This window comes from Luteibacter jiangsuensis, from assembly GCF_030812295.1.
Taxonomy (GTDB): domain Bacteria; phylum Pseudomonadota; class Gammaproteobacteria; order Xanthomonadales; family Rhodanobacteraceae; genus Luteibacter; species Luteibacter jiangsuensis_A.
This window is the reverse complement of record NZ_JAUSSK010000001.1, coordinates 684,464-702,820: the sequence shown is the minus strand read 5'-3', so window position 1 is coordinate 702,820 and position 18,357 is coordinate 684,464. Positions and strand designations below refer to the sequence as shown.

At 62.7% G+C, this 18,357-nt stretch carries 17 protein-coding genes, 1 tRNA gene and 1 pseudogene; 16 read left to right on the top strand and 3 right to left on the bottom strand.

What is annotated here, in order from left to right; genetic code table 11:
- Nucleotides 1–66 precede the first annotated feature (66 nt).
- From J2T07_RS03050 to J2T07_RS03005, 11 genes and pseudogenes are all read left to right on the top strand, one after another.
- A complete protein-coding gene (locus tag J2T07_RS03050; protein WP_306847127.1) occupies nt 67–2,856 on the top strand; it encodes a DUF2339 domain-containing protein in 2,790 nt (929 codons plus the stop codon).
- The gene (locus tag J2T07_RS03045; protein WP_306847125.1) at nt 2,846–4,198 is read left to right on the top strand and encodes a DUF3999 family protein; all 1,353 of its coding nucleotides are present in this window, start codon (nt 2,846–2,848) and stop codon (nt 4,196–4,198) included. The genes J2T07_RS03050 and J2T07_RS03045 overlap by 11 nt, the downstream gene beginning before the upstream one ends.
- A 64-nt stretch (nt 4,199–4,262) precedes the next feature.
- A complete protein-coding gene (locus J2T07_RS03040) occupies nt 4,263–5,594 on the top strand; it encodes a replication-associated recombination protein A (protein WP_306847123.1) in 1,332 nt (443 codons plus the stop codon).
- Between the two features lie 138 nt (nt 5,595–5,732).
- Complete coding sequence (locus J2T07_RS03035) at nt 5,733–6,386, top strand: response regulator (RefSeq protein ID WP_306847122.1); 654 nt, start codon at nt 5,733–5,735, stop codon at nt 6,384–6,386.
- A 30-nt stretch (nt 6,387–6,416) separates the two neighbouring features.
- A complete protein-coding gene (locus tag J2T07_RS03030) occupies nt 6,417–6,842 on the top strand; it encodes a hypothetical protein (RefSeq protein ID WP_306847119.1) in 426 nt (141 codons plus the stop codon).
- 90 nt (nt 6,843–6,932) lie between these two features.
- Complete coding sequence (locus tag J2T07_RS03025) at nt 6,933–7,526, top strand: hypothetical protein (protein ID WP_306847117.1); 594 nt, start codon at nt 6,933–6,935, stop codon at nt 7,524–7,526.
- A gap of 72 nt (nt 7,527–7,598) precedes the next feature.
- The gene (gene serS, locus J2T07_RS03020) at nt 7,599–8,879 is read left to right on the top strand and encodes a serine--tRNA ligase (protein WP_306847114.1); all 1,281 of its coding nucleotides are present in this window, start codon (nt 7,599–7,601) and stop codon (nt 8,877–8,879) included.
- Between the two features lie 11 nt (nt 8,880–8,890).
- A tRNA-Ser gene (locus J2T07_RS03015) sits at nt 8,891–8,980 on the top strand.
- Nucleotides 8,981–9,061: 81 nt separating this feature from the next.
- Nucleotides 9,062–9,247, top strand: a pseudogene (locus J2T07_RS19110) (DUF6538 domain-containing protein); the annotation flags it as partial.
- 21 nt (nt 9,248–9,268) lie between these two features.
- Nucleotides 9,269–10,486 (top strand): site-specific integrase, encoded by a 1,218-nt coding sequence (locus J2T07_RS03010; RefSeq protein ID WP_306847112.1) that lies wholly within the window; start codon nt 9,269–9,271, stop codon nt 10,484–10,486.
- Between the two features lie 4 nt (nt 10,487–10,490).
- Complete coding sequence (locus tag J2T07_RS03005; protein WP_306847110.1) at nt 10,491–11,183, top strand: hypothetical protein; 693 nt, start codon at nt 10,491–10,493, stop codon at nt 11,181–11,183.
- Between the two features lie 339 nt (nt 11,184–11,522).
- Here J2T07_RS03005 and J2T07_RS03000 read toward each other — a convergent pair whose 3' ends face one another.
- Nucleotides 11,523–12,509, bottom strand: a complete 987-nt coding sequence (locus tag J2T07_RS03000; protein ID WP_306847109.1) for a hypothetical protein — start codon at nt 12,507–12,509, stop codon at nt 11,523–11,525.
- A 327-nt stretch (nt 12,510–12,836) separates the two neighbouring features.
- Between J2T07_RS03000 and J2T07_RS02995 the strand changes: the two genes are divergently transcribed.
- The 5 genes from J2T07_RS02995 (at nt 12,837) to pycC (ending at nt 17,536) form a co-directional block, all read left to right on the top strand.
- Nucleotides 12,837–14,486 (top strand): MobA/MobL family protein, encoded by a 1,650-nt coding sequence (locus J2T07_RS02995; RefSeq protein ID WP_306847107.1) that lies wholly within the window; start codon nt 12,837–12,839, stop codon nt 14,484–14,486.
- 126 nt (nt 14,487–14,612) lie between these two features.
- Complete coding sequence (locus tag J2T07_RS02990) at nt 14,613–15,149, top strand: hypothetical protein (protein ID WP_306847105.1); 537 nt, start codon at nt 14,613–14,615, stop codon at nt 15,147–15,149.
- Nucleotides 15,146–15,826 (top strand): hypothetical protein, encoded by a 681-nt coding sequence (locus J2T07_RS02985; protein ID WP_306847104.1) that lies wholly within the window; start codon nt 15,146–15,148, stop codon nt 15,824–15,826. The genes J2T07_RS02990 and J2T07_RS02985 overlap by 4 nt, the downstream gene beginning before the upstream one ends.
- Nucleotides 15,827–15,919: 93 nt before the next feature.
- Nucleotides 15,920–16,831 carry a TIR domain-containing protein gene (locus J2T07_RS02980; protein ID WP_306847101.1) on the top strand — a complete coding sequence of 304 codons (912 nt, stop codon included), beginning with the start codon at nt 15,920–15,922 and terminating at the stop codon, nt 16,829–16,831.
- 9 nt (nt 16,832–16,840) lie between these two features.
- Complete coding sequence (gene pycC, locus J2T07_RS02975; RefSeq protein ID WP_306847099.1) at nt 16,841–17,536, top strand: Pycsar phage resistance system uridylate cyclase PycC; 696 nt, start codon at nt 16,841–16,843, stop codon at nt 17,534–17,536.
- A gap of 43 nt (nt 17,537–17,579) precedes the next feature.
- Here the strand turns inward: pycC and J2T07_RS02970 are convergent, their stop codons facing one another.
- Together J2T07_RS02970 and J2T07_RS02965 are read right to left on the bottom strand one after the other, a co-directional pair.
- Nucleotides 17,580–18,056, bottom strand: a complete 477-nt coding sequence (locus J2T07_RS02970) for a hypothetical protein (RefSeq protein WP_306847098.1) — start codon at nt 18,054–18,056, stop codon at nt 17,580–17,582.
- Complete coding sequence (locus J2T07_RS02965) at nt 18,053–18,340, bottom strand: ECs_2282 family putative zinc-binding protein (protein ID WP_306847096.1); 288 nt, start codon at nt 18,338–18,340, stop codon at nt 18,053–18,055. The genes J2T07_RS02970 and J2T07_RS02965 overlap by 4 nt, the downstream gene beginning before the upstream one ends.
- Nucleotides 18,341–18,357: the final 17 nt, after the last annotated feature.

Sequence of the window (18,357 nt, the reverse complement as noted above, 5' to 3'; positions counted from 1 at the left end):
CTACATTCTTGCGGTTTCATGCCAGACTCACCCCGGAACATCGGACGTGGTCAGGGGAGCAAGGGCATGTATCTGGTCTGGGCTATCGTCGGGGCGGTTATCGGTGCCTTCGTCGGGGAAGGTGTCGCCGGTGCCGTGGCCGGCTTCGCCATCGGTTTCCTCTGGGGCCGCACCTCGCAACTGCGCCGCGACCTCGACCATGCCCGCGCGCAACTCGACCGGCTTGCCCCCGGCATCGACCCGGCACGGGTAGTGGATACGCCAGACGCGACCGCGACCAACGCGGCCAACACCCGCGCCACGCCCCCGCCCATCCCGCAGGGAACGGCAGAGCAACGCCCCGCGCGCGAAGGCGCATCCTCATCTTCCTGGTCGCCCACCGCCTGGCCCCCCGCAATCCCACCAACCTCGGCATCCGCAGCATCCGCAGCATCCCCGGTGGGAGCCGACTCTGTCGGCGATACCCGCCCACCGCCGCGCCCCCAACCGCCAGCCCCCACCGGCCCCACCGTCACCGATCGACTCACCGGCGCCATCAAAGGCTGGTTCACCGAAGGCAACGTGCCGGTGAAGGTCGGCATGCTGGTGCTCTTCGCCGGTATCGCCGCCTTCCTCAAGTACGCCTCCGACAACGGCCTGCTGCGCATCCCGGTGTCGGTGCGCCTGGTCGTCGTCGCGCTCGCGGCCATCGCCGGTGCGGCCTTCGGCTGGTGGCAGCGCGACAAGCGCCGAGCCTTCGCGCTCTCGCTACAGGGCGGTGCCATCGGCGTGCTGGTGATGACCGTCTTCGCCGCGTACCGCCTCTATGGCTTGCTCCCCGCCGGCTGGACCTTCGCGTTGCTGATCGTGTTCGTCGGTGCCCTCGGCGTGCTGGCGGTGCTGCAAGACGCCCTCGCGCTCGCCGTGCTCGGCCTCGTGGCCGGCTTCGCCGCACCGATCATCGCGTCGACCGGCGAAGGCAACCACGTCGCCCTGTTCTCGTACTACGCGGTGCTCAACCTCGGCATCCTCGGCATCGCGTGGAAGCGCGCGTGGCGGGTACTCAACGTGCTGGGCTTCGTCGCTACTTTCGGCGTGGCGACCACGTGGGGCGTCCTGAGCTACCAGCCGGCACTGTTCGCCAGCACCGAACCGTTCCTCATCCTGCATTTCCTGCTCTACCTCGCCGTGCCGTGGTTGCACGTGCTGCGTTCTCCGAAGCGCGGGCGGGCCATCCTCGACGGCTGCCTGATGTTCGGCAACCCGATCGTCAGCCTGCTGCTGCAAGGCGCGCTGCTCGACTGGAAGCCGATGCCGCTGGCGCTCTCGGCGCTGGTCGCGGCGGCGATCTACGTGGCCATCGCCTTCGCCCTTCGCAAGCGCGATGACATGACGCTGCTGCGCGAGACATGGGCCGTGCTCGCGGTGGCCTTCGCCACCATCGCCGTACCGCTTGCCTTGAGCGCGAGCGTGACGGCAAGCGTGTTCGCCCTGGAAGGCGCGGGCCTGATCTGGCTGGGCTTCCGCCAGGCACGACGCCTGCCGCGCTGGGCGGGTGTGTTCCTGCAAGTGGCCGCGGGCGTGGCGTGGGTGCTGGCTTCGCTCTTCCATCACCACTACAACGATACGCCGCTGCTCAATGCGACCTTCATCGGCAGCCTGCTGCTGGTGACCGGCGCGAGCGTGGGCGTCTGGCAGTTCGACCGGCATGGCATGTCGCGTGGCGTGTCGGGGCTCGCACGCATCGGCCTGCTCGTGTGGGCGGTGCTCTGGTGGATGGTGGCCTTCGCCAACGAGATCGATACCTTCGTGGTCGATCGCGGGATCGAATCCGCCTGCTGGCTGGTCTTGGCGTCGGTGACCGCATGCATGCTGGGGCTGGCATGCCCGAGCGCGCGCAAGCTCGACCTCGGCGTGGTGCTGGCCTTCGGCGTGCCCTTGTTCCTGCTGGGCGGCATGGTGGTGGTGCTATCGGCGGCCAACGCGAACATCCAGCCGCTGGCTCGTTGGCCGCTGGGCGCCGTGGTCGTCATGGCCATCACGGGTTGGTTCGCCTTGCGCGGCGTCGCCTCGCATCGCGTCGCCGCCGTGGCCTCGGCCACCGTGTGGTGGGTGCGCTGGGCGGCGATCTTCACCGTGGCGATCGTGCTCGCGCTCGACGCGGCGCCGGCACTTGGCGACGGTTGGCACCTGCTCGCCGCCGCGCTGCCGACCTTGTCGCTCGCGGCGCTGGTGTTGTGGGCCGTGCGCTGGTTGGCCTCGCCCTTGTCCGGACATGCACGTGACATCCGCTATGCGGTCGGCGCCTGCGCGGCGCTGGCGATGATCGCGGTAGGTATCGCGGCACTCGGCACGGCCGGCAATCCGAAACCCTTGCCCTTCGTGCCCGTGCTCAACCCCGTGGACCTGTTGCTGGTGGCCGTGCTGCTCTTCGTGGCGAGAGCGATTTCCGACGAGGCGATCCCGCGCGAGGTACGCGCGACGCGTCCGGCGCTGCTCGCCGTGGTGTTCTTCATCATGGCCACCAGCATGACGCTGCGCGCCGTGCACCACCTGGGTGGCGTGCCGTGGAACGGCGACATGCCAGGCTCCAGTCTTGCGGAGCTGTCGCTCACCGTGGTCTGGAGCGTGATCGGCGTGGTGGCCTGGGTGCTCGGTTCGAAGCGCGGGCAACGCCTGCTCTGGATGGCCGGTGCCGCGACCATGGCGCTGGTGCTGTTGAAGTTGCTGCTGGTCGACCGGGGCCATCTCGGCAACCTGTTCGGCATCGCCTCGTTCATCGCCTATGGCCTGTTGTGCACGGTCATCGGTTATCTCGCGCCCGCGCCGCCACGGCAGGGTGCGGCCTCTTCGGCGGAGTCTTCGCATGCGTCGTGACTGGCGTCGCTGTTTCTTCGTGTTGTCTTTCGTCGCGACCGCGACGCACGCCGATGCGCCGCCGCCGTTCGCGATGGCTTATCCGATCCATCACGAATCCGGCGCGAAGGCGTACGTCGTGGCGTTGCCGCAGGACGCCTATGCCTGGGCCAGCCGCGATGCCGGACTGGCCGATGTCGTGATCGTCGACGCGCACGGGCGCCAGGTGGCCGCGGGGCCCTACGCGCCCGCCGCGCCCACCTCACATCCCATCACGCTCGATGCGCCCTTGCTTGCCGTGCCGCAAAGCGCGGGCGGCATCGCCGGGCCACGCATCCAGCGAAACACCAATGGCGATATCGTCATCGAACCCGGCGCCGCTCCCGCCAGCGGCGCACCCCGCGAATGGCTGTTCGACGCACGCCAGCCCGTCGCACCCGAACGCCTGGAATTAGCGCCCTTCGACCGTGACGCCAGCCTCACGCTGGACATCGATGCCAGCGGCAACCTGCAGGACTGGACGCCACTGGTGCGTGGCGCCTCCGTGGTCACGCTGGGCAAGGGCGACGGCTCGGTGGATGCGCGTGTCGTCAAGCTGGCCGGCGCGCCCGCGCGCTACTACCGCGTGCGCGTGACCGAAGGCGAGGCGCCGTGGACCAACGGTGCCGCGGCCACGGTGACGCTGTCCGGCATGGTGGAAGATGCATCGGCAAAGGATGAAGCACCACGCCGCTGGCTGGATCTCGCCGCCACCGACACGAGCACGAGCGGGCAGGGCGTCGATTACGATTACCGCCTGCCCGCGGCACTCCCCGTGGGCGCGCTGCGCGTGACGCTCGGCAAGAGCGACAACGTGGCCCGTTTCGACGCCATCGCCGTGGAAGGCACGATGAGCGCCGAGCAACTCGGCACCCTCGTCGTCACACCCGGCCAGGATGGCGGTGGCCGTCATCCGCTGGAGGTATCGCGGGGCCGCCGTGAACTCTTGCGCCTGCATTCGGCGACGCCGCTGCGCGAATCGCCGCGCCTCTCGGTGGGCTGGCGTCCGGACCGTTTTGTCTTCCTGCCGGAAGGCGACGCGCCATACCGCCTGTTGGTCGGCAGCCGTGCCGCGCGCCGTCCCGCCTGGCCGATCGACGATGCCATCGCGGCCCTGCGCAAGGACGGCGGCGCCAGCTGGCGGCCTGCCACCGCCACGACGGGCCCCGGCCAGGAACTGGCGGGCCGCAAGGCGCTGGACGACAGCGGGGCACCGTTCGACTGGACGCGCCCCTTGCTCTGGGTGGTGCTCCTGCTCGGCGCCGCGCTGGTGGCGGGCATGGCCGCGAGCCTGCTGCGCAAGCCCCGGCCCGGCGACGAATGAGCCATTGAGGCGCCGTGCACGGTGAACGCGCGATAATGCCCGTTCACCGACCGCATCGATCCCCATGTCCTTCCAGTCTCCCGGCCTGTTCGCCGAACCCGAAGCGTTGAAACCACTGGCCGAGCGCATGCGCCCGCGCGCGCTCGACGAGATCGTCGGCCAGCAGCGCGTGGTGGGCGAGGGCAAGCCGCTGCGCCGCGCGCTGGAAGCGGGCAGGGTGCATTCGATGATCCTGTGGGGGCCACCGGGTTGCGGCAAGACCACGCTGGCCCTGCTGGTGGCGCGCTACGCCGACGCCGATTTCCGCGCGATTTCCGCGGTGATGAGCGGGCTTCCGGATGTCCGCAAGGCGCTGGCCGAAGCCGAGGGCAACTTCGCGCAAGGCCGTCGCACCGTGCTGTTCGTGGACGAGGTGCACCGCTTCAACAAGGCGCAACAGGACGCCTTCCTGCCGCATATCGAACGCGGCGTGATCATCTTCGTCGGCGCCACCACGGAAAACCCCTCGTTCGAGCTCAACTCCGCATTGCTCTCGCGCTGCCGCGTGCACGTACTGGACGCGGTGAGCGCCGACGACATCGTGGCCGCCTTGCATCGCGCGCTCGCCGACAAGGAACGCGGCCTGGGCGACCTGGGCCTGAGCGTGGACGAAGCCTCGTTGAAGCTCATCGCCAGCGCCGCCGATGGCGACGTGCGCCGCGCGCTCACGCTGCTGGAAATCGCCGCCGAACTGGCCGAGGACGGCCGCATCGACGACATCACGCTGGAACAGGTGCTGGCCGACCGCACGCGCCGCTTCGATAAGAGCGGCGAGCAGTTCTACGACCAGATCTCGGCGCTGCACAAATCCGTGCGCTCGTCCGATCCGGACGCCGCCGTGTACTGGCTCACCCGCATGCTCGACGGCGGCTGCGATCCGCTCTACCTCGCCCGGCGCATGACGCGCATGGCGGTGGAAGACGTGGGTCTGGCCGAACCGCGCGCCTGGCGCATGGCCCTCGATGCCTGGGATACCTTCGAGCGCCTGGGCAGCCCGGAAGGCGAACTCGGACTCGCCCAACTCGCGATCTGGCTGGCGATCGCGCCCAAGAGCAACGCCGCCTACATGGCCTATAACAAGGCCCGCGCCACGGTGAAGCAGATGGGTAGCCTCGACGTGCCCATGCACCTGCGCAACGCGCCGACCAAGCTCATGAAAGGCCTGGGCTATGGCACCGGCTACCAGTACGACCACGACGTGGAAGGCGGCGTGGCCCTCGATCAGCAATGCCTCCCCGACGAACTGGTCGGCATGACCTTCTACGACCCGGTCGACCGTGGACTGGAAGTGAAACTGCGCGAGAAGCTCACCGCGCTGCGTGCCGCCCGTGCCGCGGCACGGGACCAGAAGGACTAAGCGAGACTCCGTCGCTAGTTCGCAAACACGCTCCGAAAAATCAGGTTTTGGCCGATAGGGCCGGTGACGTGTCGCGACTACCGTGGCACCTCCATCCCCGACAAGGGGCGGGTAGGGGAGCTGACAGGAGCATGCCACGTGACTCCGGTGACCGTTTTGCTGGCCGACGAGCAGGCGCTACTGCGCGAGGGTGTGGCTTCGCTGCTGGCTGGTTCGTCCTGCTACGAAGTGATTGGAAGCACCGCCGACGGGCGCGAATGCATGCGCACCGCGTTGCGCTGTCAACCCGGCCTCATCGTATTCGACTGCGCCATGCGTGGATTGAGTGGACTCGAAGCGATACGTCGAATCGTTCCGCGCTGCCCACGAACGCGGCTGCTTTGCCTTTCCACCTACGAAGACACGCGATGGGTTCGCGCCGCCTTCGACGCGGGTGCACACGGCTACGTGCTGAAACGCGATGGCTTCGGCGTGCTGCTCGAAGCGATCGACCGCGTGATGCGCTCGCGGTACTTCGTCAGCGCGGACATCGCCCATTTGCTGGTTGGCGGAGCGCGTCGACACGACGGTCCGGCCTTCGCACAGTGCGGGCTGCTCAGCACACGAGAGCGCGAGATCACCCAGTTGTACGCCGAGGGCTTCAGTGCGCGGGCCATCGCGGAACGCCTGCATGTCAGCGTGAAAACGGTCGGCACGCATCGCGAACACATCATGGCCAAGCTGGGCATCAACGGCATCGCCCAGCTGACGCGCTACGCCCTGCGCGAAGGCCTCACCACGCTCGACCCGTGAAACCACCATCCACTACGCAAGGAGAACACCATGGTCATGCGCTTCAAGAAGAACCTCGGCATCGGCGCGCTGCTCTGCCTTCTGCCCACCCTGGCCTTCGCACACGGCTGGGAGGAGGGTGTCTGGAAGGGATCCATCCACAAGGGCGGGCACGACGTCGGTGTGCATGCGCAGTTCACGCCGAATGGCGCGGAGCTCATTTTCGACGGCGCCTTCACGTGCAGGGTGAAGGCGCGCTACGACAAGGCCGATGGCGACGCGCTGGTCTACAAGTTCTCCGAGGCCGAGGTCGACGCCAAGAGCAAGGGAAAGGTCTGCTACGACCTCGTGGGAAACATCCTGGAACTGACCCATGCCGCCGGCGACGACGCCCTGACGCTCGACTTCGTCGTTCCCGCCAGGGCCTGGGAAGGCCGGTGGAAAGGGCAACTCGAGCGCGATCCCGACTATCGCTGAGCAAAGCGACCGTACCCCCTGCCAAAAGGCCGATACTCCCGGTGGCTGTGCCGACGTACCCTCGGCCCACACCCACCGCGGAGAACGGCCATGCGCATCGCCATCGCAACCCTGATCGGCGGCCTCGTGATGTTCCTCTGGGGTGCCTTCGCGCATATGGTGCTGCCACTGGGCGAGATGTCCATGCGCGCGCCGCTGGACGAGGACAAGGTGCTCTCCGCCCTGCATGACGGCCTGCCCGCCGAACACGGCATCTACGTCCTTCCGCACTACGACATGGCCAAGCATGGCGACGACAAGGCCGTCGCCGCCTTCTCGGCAAAGGCCAAGGCCTCGCCGTACGCCTTCATCGTCTACTCGCCCTTTGGCAAGGACCCCATGGCGATGGGCGGCAACCTGTTCCACCAGTGGCTCTCCGACACCCTGGCCGCGCTGCTCGTGGTGCTGGTGATGCTCCGTGCCGGCACCGGCGTGGTCCGCGGCCTGTACGTGGGCCTGGCCTTCGGCATCTTCAGCTGGCTGTCGCTGAGCGTGCCGTACTGGAACTGGTACCGCTTCCCGGGAGCCTTCACCGCCGGGACACTGGTCGAGCAGGCCTTCGGCTGGTTGATCGCCGGTGCGGCTGCCGGCTGGTGGTTGGGTCGCAAGAGCAACGGCAGCGCGACGATCAAGCCGATGGCTTGAGAGCCGGGTGGCGCTCACGCGCCTCCCGAATTTGCGATAATCCGGCATTCGACACCCCACGGAACACGAACCATGCTGGATCCCGCACTCCTGCGCGGCCGCCTCGCCGAGACGGCGGAGCGCCTCCGTGCCGCCCGGAACTTCGACCTCGACGTGAGCACGATCGAGCGCCTGGAGTCCGAGCGCAAGGCGCTCTCCACGGAGACCCAGGAGCTGCAGAACCTGCGTAACACCCGTTCCAAGGCCATCGGCCAGGCCAAGGCCAAGGGCGAGGACGTGGCCCCGCTGATGGCCGAGGTCGCCGGCATCGGCGACAAGCTCAAGGCCAACGAGCATGCCCTGGCCGAGGTGCAGGCGAAGCTCGCCGACATCGCCCTCGGCATCCCGAACCTGCCCGACGAATCCGTGCCGCTCGGCAAGGACGAGAACGACAATCGGGAACTGCTCCGCTGGGGCCACCCGCGTCCGTTCGACTTCCCGGTGAAGGACCACGTCGACCTCGGCGCCCGTCACGGCTGGCTCGATGCCGAAGCCGGCTCGAAGCTCTCCGGCGCGCGCTTCACCGTGCTGCGCGGGCAGCTCGCACACCTGCATCGTGCGCTCGCGCAGTTCATGCTCGACTTGCACACGACGAAACACGGCTACCTCGAACACAACGTGCCGCTGATCGTGAACGCGGACGCGATGGAGGGCACCAGCCAGTTGCCCAAGTTCGAGGAAGACCTGTTCGGCACCCAGGTGGGCGACACCAAGCGCTACCTGATCCCCACCGCCGAAGTGGCCCTGACCAACCTCGTGCGCGAGAGCATCGTCGAAGCCGACGAACTGCCCCTGCGCATGACGGCCCATTCGATGTGCTTCCGCGCCGAAGCCGGCAGCTACGGCCGCGACACGCGCGGCATGATCCGCCAGCACCAGTTCGAGAAGGTGGAAATGGTGCAGATCGCCACGGCCGAGACCAGCTTCCAGCAGTTGGAAGAGATGGTCGGCCATGCCGAAGCCGTGCTCCAGGCGCTGAAGCTGCCGTACCGCAAGGTGCAGTTGTGCACGGGCGACATGGGCTTCGCCGCCGCCAAGACCTACGATCTGGAAGTGTGGCTGCCCAGCCAGAACACCTACCGCGAAATCAGCAGCTGCTCCAACTGCACCGACTTCCAGGCCCGCCGCATGCAGGCCCGCTGGCGCAACCCGGCCACGGGCAAGCCGGAGCTGGTGCACACGCTCAATGGCTCTGGCCTGGCCGTTGGTCGTACACTTGTCGCGGTGATGGAGAATTTCCAGCAGCCGGACGGGTCGATCGAGGTGCCCGAGGTGCTGCGGCCGTATATGGCGGGGTTGGAAGCGATCGCCTGATAAAAGTTTATGGAGAGATGGCCGAGTGGTTTAAGGCAGCAGTCTTGAAAACTGCCGTAGGTGTAAGCCTACCGTGGGTTCGAATCCCACTCTCTCCGCCAGACCAAGCTAAATGATGGACGCATAAGGATTTTCTTCGCGTCAGTCAGATTCGGTGCGTGGACACTCGCTTGGACACCTCCATGCGTCTTCCGCATCACCTCGTACGTTCCGCCACAGGCGTGTTTCATTTCCGGCAAAAGGTGCCGATACCCCTCCAGAGGGCTTTCGGATTACGCGTAGTGAAGCGTAGTCTGGGCACTCGGAGCGCGCGACTGGCCCAGGCACAGGCCTACGTCATGTCGGCGCGCGTGGCTGCGACATTCGATGAAGCACGGAGGCTGATAGGGATGAACGAGCCCGTTCCAGATAACCCGTTCGGCTTCCCGCTGGATGACCCACGCAACCCGCTTCACAGCCCCAATTGGCGTGTAGAAAAAACGCGGGAGGGGTTCAAGCTAGCGACCGACGGTGACTCGGCTAAGGAGCATGCTCAGGCCATCGAGGTGCTGAAGACGCTGCTTGCCGCTGGCACGGCACCGGTGGTGTCGTCAGGTGACGCAAGTGCGGGCGTGGATGTCACGGGTTCGCCGAGCAAGCCGGGCATCTCGGTTGGAGAGGCCGCCCGCAAATACCTCCTAACGCTCGATTCGGCCCTGTTGCCGGACAAGACCCGCAGTCAGAAGAAAGCAGCAGTGAACGGCTTTGCGCAGTGGAGGGGATTGAACCACCCTCTAGCGCAGTGCTCGCGCACTGACGTTGCCGAGTGGGTGCAAAGCCTTCGTGCATCCGAGCTTGCTACGCCTACGATTGCGAACAAAGCCTCTTATCTGAAAGCGTGTTTTGCGTGGTTGCAGGGTGCGGGGCACTACCCCATGGGCGACAACCCTGCCGCCGGCCAGGTGAAGTTTGGTGTGAGAGAAAAACGCCTGCGCCGAAAGCTGGGATTTGAAGCTTTTTCCGATGAGCACTTGCGCGTCATTTTTTCGTCGGAGAGCCTCGCGAAGCTTAAAGAACCCGTGCGCTGGGGCGCATGGCTCGGGTTATACAGTGGCGCCAGGGTATCGGAAATCGGTCAGCTAAGACTGGAAGATTTCTGCGAAGAGGACGACGTCCCGTGCTTTCGCATCACCGCGAGAGGTGTGGGGCAGTCGTTGAAGACGGACGCGAGCGAGCGTGTCGTGCCCATCCATCCCGAGCTGGTGCGGCTGGGGCTGCTTACCTATGTCGAAGCGCTGCGACGGGCCGGCAAGGACCGACTTTTCCCGCGAGCGAAGGTTGGTAGCGTGAACGGTAGCGGCAATTTTTTAAGCGCTGCTTTTGGCCGGCACCTCACGGCGCTCGGCGTCAAACCGAAGGTCGGCAAATTGGGATTTCACAGTTTGCGGAAAACCGTCGTCCAAACGCTTCAAACGGCCGGGGTGGCATCCGAGGTGCGCGCTCAACTGGTAGGACACTTGCTCGACGACGAGCACCATGCGACGTATTCGCGACGCTTCACCCCCAGAGAATTGCTTGATGCCATTGGGCCAGCCTTGAGCTACTCACTGGCCGACAAACGGAGCTGAGGCTATGCGAAAAGCGACTTGGTTGGTTGTGGGCATTTCCGTGCTGGCGGTCGCTTCCCTCGCTAGGGAAGGGGGCGCGAGAACAAATCGCCCAAAGACCACGGTGGCGCCGAAACTCAATTTACCGGTGTCGCCTCACGCGCTGGATAAGCTCGAGGCGGAAATCACGTTTTCGGGCGTAATGACTACATTTTGGGTAACGCTTGGATACGCCGTTTTTGTAGGCATACTTTTTTCGGTGGAAACAACGTCTAAAGAAACGACCGAATATTGGTCTTACATCTTTCCGATATGCGCTGCTATTTTCGCGGGCGCCACGGCGTTCATCGAGCGGCGAAAGGGTCTGCTATTCATCGCCACACTGTTCTTCTTATATCTTGGTATCGCGGCATTCATCGCGTTGAAGGATGAGCATGGAAAAATCATCTCCGCGTCCTCAGCTCTGCTTGTCCTGATTACTGCCGCCCATGTTCTGATTTTAGCAGTGCGTTCGCTGAGGTCGTCTTTCAAGGTTCGCGGCGCCCGAGGACTTCGGCATGAGTTGATTATTCAGTTGATTCTCGTGGGTCTGCTCTTTGCTGCCTGTAGTTATGGCTACGCTTTTTTTTCGAATAACGAAGCGTGCATCACAGCCCCGGCCGCGGAGTCAGCTGCCAAATGCCAAAGAACGTGGGTTATCTGGGGCTTTGAACACTAGCCGTTGGTGTGAACAATGGACCAAATGCCAAGAACTGCGAGAAGAACCCCCATAACCAGGAAACGTTTCAAATCACGGTCCTGCTTTTGTTGATTGTAGTTGCCCTTGATCATAGGTTTCTCCGACGATGGCCACGTGGGCTAACAGATCTATCAGAAAGTAGTGACCTGGCAAGATGTGGAACTGAGACAATTGATTACATGTAATCGAACGTTCGCCGATGACGGCGCCATCCGCAGCAGGATGGTGACACGGCCAGGCTCCCGCATTGTCTCTTGGTGCGTTGTTCGACTGAGAAGCCCTACATCGCCGGACCATTCTTTAAAAACTTTGCTTAGGTTAGAACGGAATGTCATCGTCGTCCCACTTGGATGTTGCGCCGCCTGGCACCTTCAGCGGAGTTACCACGAACAGGTTCAGGATGTCCTCTCGGTCCATGAACATGATTTGGCTTCGCCGCGATGCATCCAGTTTGTTCCCGAGCCAGTTTCGGGCTGCCTTCGTGATTTCGCCGCCGGCCACGATAAGGGCATGGTCGACGAGCACGCGCTTGCCAATCTCGGGGTCGAAGATTTCATGGCCTAGCATCATGGTCGCCTGGTTGTGGATTTCTGCCACGTTGGCGTTCTTGGCACCGCTCATGCCGGATGCGTCGAGCTTGTCGCGCTTGGCCTGGATGCCAAAGTAGATGACATGTTGCGTGGGTAGGACATAGCGCATCCAGAGGTCCTTGCCGTATTCCAGGGCCTTGTCCTTATGGCCGGCTGCGGTGATGCGCTGGAAGCCGAGCTGACGAAAAAGGGGCAGCAGTACCTCCTCAATCAACGCATCTTCGGAGGCGGCATCCAGAAATGCCGTCAGGTCCTTGCGCTTCTCCACTTCCGCCGCGGACAGGGGACGATGGGGATTGGCAACATCAGCGGCCACGCTGCCGGAGGCGATGTGGCGCAGGTAGCACTGCTGGTCCTCGGCATAAAAGGCTTCGAACCCCTCCCGGCTCAACGATTGGTTGAGGTGCGTCAGGGCACCAGTCCGGCCCGGGTCTCCGTCCATCGCGTCGCCGGGGTCCATCAGCGTGCGGATGACGCGGCTGAATACTTGCGGCGGGGTTTGTGGGCTCGGTTGAGGGCCGCTCAGGATTTCGGTTAGAACGCCGGCCACCCAATGAGCGCGTGTCGACCCGTCGTGGGCGTAATCCGTGTCGCAGTCCTGGAAGAATTCCGTGAGGTAGTGGCTACTGCGATACCGAAAAAGTTTCGGCTCGTCGGAGAAGTCGCCGCAAATCATCCTGGCCAGCTCGGAAATAGTGCGTCGCTTGAAATCCATGGCGGTGCCGATGAGAGGTGACAAGGGAAGGCGGACTGTGCCGGAAGTTTAACCGACTCGCCCCAATGGCCGGCTTCAAAGCGAGGCAAGGGCGCGTCTCATCATTGGTTCCCAATGCGTCGCGAATAGCTGAGCCAAAGCCCCCAACGCTGATGCGTCGTGGCAAAGGCTTCCTCTGAAGTGTGAAGTGCGACATGTCAAGTTTGCTTGACATGTTTGCCGCCGGTGGTTAACTGGCGGGGAGGGCGAGCACTGCCGCCCGCAGCTTTGCTCAGGGCACGACGCCCACCCCGTGCCAAGTGGCCCGGGCCATTCCACGGAGGACCTATGACGCACCATGCTCGCCCTCATCTCACGACCCACACCCGCAGCAAGGGGCACAGTGCCGTGGCCGGGGTCGCTTATCGCCTTGGACTTCGCTTGCAAGACCGACGGACGGGGGAGTGGCACGATTACCGACGGCGAGAGGCCGGCGATGAAATCGTAGGGACGCTGACCGTTGCGCCCGTCGGTGCGCCCGACTGGGTCATGGACCCGCAGGCTGCATGGACCGCCGTCGAGGCCGCCGAACGGCGCAAGGATAGCCAGCTGGCCCACGATTTCAGGCTTCCCATTCCGTTTGGCGTGTCCGATGCTGATGCGCTCGCGATGGCGCGGCGGGTGGCGCAGCGCATCTGTGATGACCTTCACACATTCGTATCCATCGGATTGCATCGAGATTCGACCGTGGACGCGATGGGTATCGCGAAGCCACATGACCGCGTGGGTGTTCACGCGCATCTGTACTTTCCCACGCGTCGTTTGGTGTTCCAGGCGGATGCTTCCAGCGGCGATGGCAACAGCGAAGGCGAGACCGGCGAGGGCACATGGGTGCTCGGGGACAAGCTCCGGGTGCTGTCTACCAAAGCGACAGCGGCGGCGTGCATCGAACGCTTCAATGCGGAGTGGGCGGCTGCGGCAAACGCGTATGCGGCGGCAGCCGGGCAGGTGCCGGACTTTTCACATTTGAGCTACGCCCGGCTCGGGCTCGCAAAGATTCCCCAACTGACTCTGGGGGCAGCCGCCACAGCGATGGAGCGCCGGGGCGAACGCAGCTGGAAGGGTGACCGCGCACGCGCGAGCGCTACCCCACCAACAGATATTGTCGTCTCGTCTCCAATCGCAGGGGCCGCCGAACGCCTGGCGGCCAGGCGTGCCGATGGTGAGCAGGGCATTAGCCGCGCATGGCTCGACCCGTTGGTCCCCATCACGGTCCGCCGTGCGCCTCCGTTACCTTCCTTGTCAGAGGGCAGCCCGTCGGGTCTGGCGGGCCGCTTCTTGGCCGAGCTGGCCAAGAAACCGGAATTGCCCCAACCCACGCCAGAGCAACGCAGCCGGCTCATCGCATGGCTTCAATGCATTGAGCACGCGCTACGCCGCTTGGCTGCCATCGCCTTGCGCGTGGCGGACCTGCGAGACCGTCGGCGAAGGGACGACGGCGCCCGAGCGACCTTTTTGGTTGAGCTGGACGACCGGCGGAAGCGCCGGGCTGAGGCGCGCAAAGCCATTGCCGACTGGCTTGATGCGCACCCGTGGCAGGTGCGCCTGGCAAAGATCATGGGCGGCGCCGAGCGCAGGCCTCCAGAACTCATGGCGTTGGAGGGCTCGGCGGCGGCAGTGAACACGTATGTCCAGCAACTCAAGCGTGGGGTGGCTGATGCCGAACAGCGCGTGGCGGAGATGGACTCGCGCATTAAGCTGGCGGAAGCCGAGATGCAGTTGATGCACAGGCAAGTCCAGGCCGCCACGGCATCCGTGGTGGGCCTCGCCCCGCTGTATCGGATGGTCTTGCTGAGCGTTGCCGACGGCGAGCACACGCCGGCCCTCGTTACCGCGATGCCGGAGGTCTCCGCGCCTACAGAGCCCGCATCGGACGCCGTAGAGGTCGTGCTGCGTCCAGCGCCACGGCTCACCCCAGGCGGGAGGCCGAACCTTTGACGAGCCTCGCTGCACCTTTTCTTGCCGGCGTCGCGTAATTTAGTAAGTAGACGAACACGGTTTTGTTGGTAGGGTAATCATGTGGCCGGCTCAAAATCAGCGACCCAATACCAAGATAGAGGTTTCATGAACGCTATTGCGGACAATGCCATTGTGGCGGCCAAGGCTTGGGTGCTGTCTGCCAAAACAGCCTGCTATCAATGCCACGCAAATACGAGAGTCTTTGCCATCCTTCTGGCAGGGCCCTTTACGCTGCGCGGCGAACCAGACCTTGTCGTTTCGCCAGACGATGACGCTATCCTTACGCTAACGACGGCGGCCCCACTGCCCAATGAGGCTCTAGCGGTCATTGATGAATCTTCGCGGGGGCGTTATAGGCTCGATCACAGCCACACCGCGGGCTCTTCCTATTGGATGAATCACTGCGAGGCATGCGATGCCAAGTTGGGCGACTACTATCTTGAGCGCCCAGGGGAAGCGTTCTTCCCGATGGACGATGAAGGGTTCGACCAGCTGCACGCCATCTGCATTCAAGGTCCTATGGAGTTCGGTGAGCCTAGTTGTGGATACAACGGTGCTCTCGCACATTGGATTGCCAACTTGAGCACGGGGCAGTTTCATGATGTCAGCGCCAGTCACGCCATTCCTGGGGAGCGGCTATGAGCCCTGACATCACTTGGTGGCAGGTCATTGCGACCAGCGCAGTTGCAAGCGCTGTCGTGAACATCATCGCGAATGTGGCGCTTAAGCAATGGGACCACTGGCGAGAAGACAGTCGAGAAGGCGAGAAAAGACATGTGGTCTATCTGGACATCGCACTTCAGCTCGAAGAATTCTCATTTCGAGCAGAAAAAATCCTAGAGAGCATCAGCGAGGGAATTGCGAAATATCGGACCGAGCACGATGCGCGGTCGCTGGAAGCTCTGGAAGATATTCACTTCAAATTCGATGAGAGCATCGAATGGGACAGGGTGCCAGCGGAGATTGCGGTGCGCGCCAAAACCTTTCCGCGCACGTTTCAGCGTTCCCAAGGCTTCATCATTGCCGCTTGGAGATATTGGGCGGACTTGGACGATGCTTGGGAATACGATGCGGAGCGTGTCGCGTTCTACGGTCTAGGGGCGATAAGCTTTGCCGCAGAGATTCGCAGGAAAATCGGCGTGGCCGATGACCCGCAAGTGGCAGAACTGACAAAGGTCTTCGAGCGGCATATCGACTCACGGCGCACCATTTTCAAGACATCGCGCAGCGAAGATTGCGTCATACCCGAGCTGAGGGAAAAGTTCATAAAAGAGGGCTTGTCTGTGCTTCCGCCGGCGACGGACGGAGGAAATCCTTAGCGTCTTTAAGTGCTCCCTTCCAATGTGGCAAGCGAGCTAGTGGCGTACGGACATCGGACAACGGCACTGCAATACGACAACCGTGAGAAGCCAATGATTCAACGATTTCAAGGTAGCGAAGGTGAGCGGCGACTGATTGCTTCTCTAGTGGAGCACCGGCTTGTTGGCAACAATCTCGAACTCGCGAAAGAGCTTGTAGCAGCCGGAACGCTTGTAGAAGTTCCGGCAGGAGAACTTTTCATTGAGCAAGGCGACCAAACTACCGAGGTCTTCTTTATCGTCTCAGGAAAGGTCGAAGTCACCGTCAACAATAAAAGCGTGGCGATGCGAGCCTCGGGCGACATCGTAGGTGAGATGGCAGCGCTCGAGCCTTCTCAGCCCAGGGCTGCATCAGTGAGGGCCTCAGACACGTCCGTGATGTTAAAGATCTCAGAAGAATCATTTTCGGCTATTGCTGACAGGTTTTCGGACGTTTGGCGCAGGCTTGCGGCAACTCTGGCTCGGAGACTGGCGGAGCGAAATCACTTGGTTACCGCTCAAAGAGAGCGTGTTCGCGTCTTCATTATTTCTTCGGCTGAAGCTATTCCAGTGGTTGACTTGCTCATCAGGCAGTTTGAGCACGACCCGTTCCTTGCGGTGGCTTGGAAAAATGGCGTATTCCGAGCCTCAAATTACACGTTAGACGAGATGGATGACGAGCTGGAGCGCTCCGATTTTGCGATAGCTGTTGCTCATTCAGACGATGTTGTTATCACACGAAATGACGAATGGCCTACTGTGCGCGATAACGTGATTTTCGAGTTAGGGATGTTCATGGGCAGATTGGGACGTCGGAGGGCGTTCCTGATGGAGCCACGCGACGTTGACCTGAAGTTGCCAAGTGACCTCGCCGGTTTGACCACCATACCCTATCGTTACGAAAAGGGGAGGGATGCGGAGCATTTGATTGCGCCTGCGTGCGCAAGACTTCGCGACTTGATATTGGCGGCGGGACCCAAAGGGTAGGAGAGTGGCGTGGGACTGAAAGACGAGCTGACCAACTTTTGTCACGATGTGTTCTGCGGTAAATGGGAGATATCGGAAGGCACGGCGGTTCCTCATGGGGATAGCCGACTTACACTGAAGAATACCGCCATCACGATAGAGGGCACTGTCCTCTATGCAGACCTCGATGGCTCTACGGCGATGGTGGACGAGTATAAGAACTGGTTCGCCGCGGAGATCTATAAAACGTACCTCTATTGCTGTGCCAGAATCATTGCTGCACACGGTGGTGTAGTCACGGCCTACGATGGCGATCGCGTGATGGCTGTCTTCGTTGGAAAATTGAAAAATACGAATGCTGCGAAGGTGGCTTTACAGATAAAGTGGGCGGTCGACGAGATTATCATGCCGAAGTTGAGGCAGGTCCGACCAGATACTAAGTTCCAGCTGAGACACGTGACTGGAATTGATACATGCAAACTCTTCGTCGCCAAAACGGGCGCGCGTGGCACGAATGACTTGGTGTGGGTCGGTCGAGCAGCAAACTACGCGGCCAAACTGACTTCATTGCCCGCGAGCTATACGTACGTCACCAAGAGCGTTTACGACAGGCTCGCCGATGAGGCGAAACTCTCAAACGGAAAGTCGATGTGGGAAGCGGTGACGTGGAATACCTTCGACAACCAAACCATCTACCGTTCTAGCTATCGGTGGCGCATTAGCTAGCTGCGTAAACGTGATTGAGTCTTCCCTTGCACGGCGTTGCTCATCACAGCGTGGGGTACACCCTTTTCTGATGGTCATCGCCGGAGTCGTCGTCCCAGCACAAGCGCATCGGGTGTTTGCGCTTGGTGTTCAAACCAACGACTGCAATTAACTCGACCGAATGTTGCGGCTCCAACAGCTCCATGGGAAACTTCGCTTCAACGTCCGACTCCATGACACACTCGTTGCCCTCGGGAAATTCAAGGCGGACACGACGAGCAGTTGCCTTGCCCCTGTTCCAGACCTTCAGCCGATAGCTGTTGCTGCCTAGCTTGACGAAGCTGGCGCCCAGGTCGGCTTCCTTGGCCTTGGTCGCCTCTACGGACTCCCGCGCGAACACGACTTCGTTGAGCCGCTCCTGGCCTTCGATAAGCTTTCGCTGCCGATTGTTGAACCGGGATGTAGAAATCACGGCATACAACGACAGCAGAAACGCTAGTGCAGCGATGCAATCTCCGACAGTCACAGGTGCGATCTTCATTTGATACGGATGTTCTTGCTGCCGCTGAACGCCCTGCGGAGCGTGTCGCGTAGTTCTTGGGTCAAATCCTTCGCTGCGCCTTCGGCCACTTCCTTGGCATGCATCGACAGATTTTCCTGATTGGCACGGATGAGTTCGTCCTTGGTCAGCTCAAGCCCACACCGGGCACAACGCACCGATGCATCGGAGGCTGTCACATCTTCGGCGTGTTCGAATTCGGTGCCCCCGCACGTGGGGCACATGAGCGGAACGGAGCGGGAGTGCTTTTTGGCGTCAAAGGTCACGGGCACGGCTCATGAGG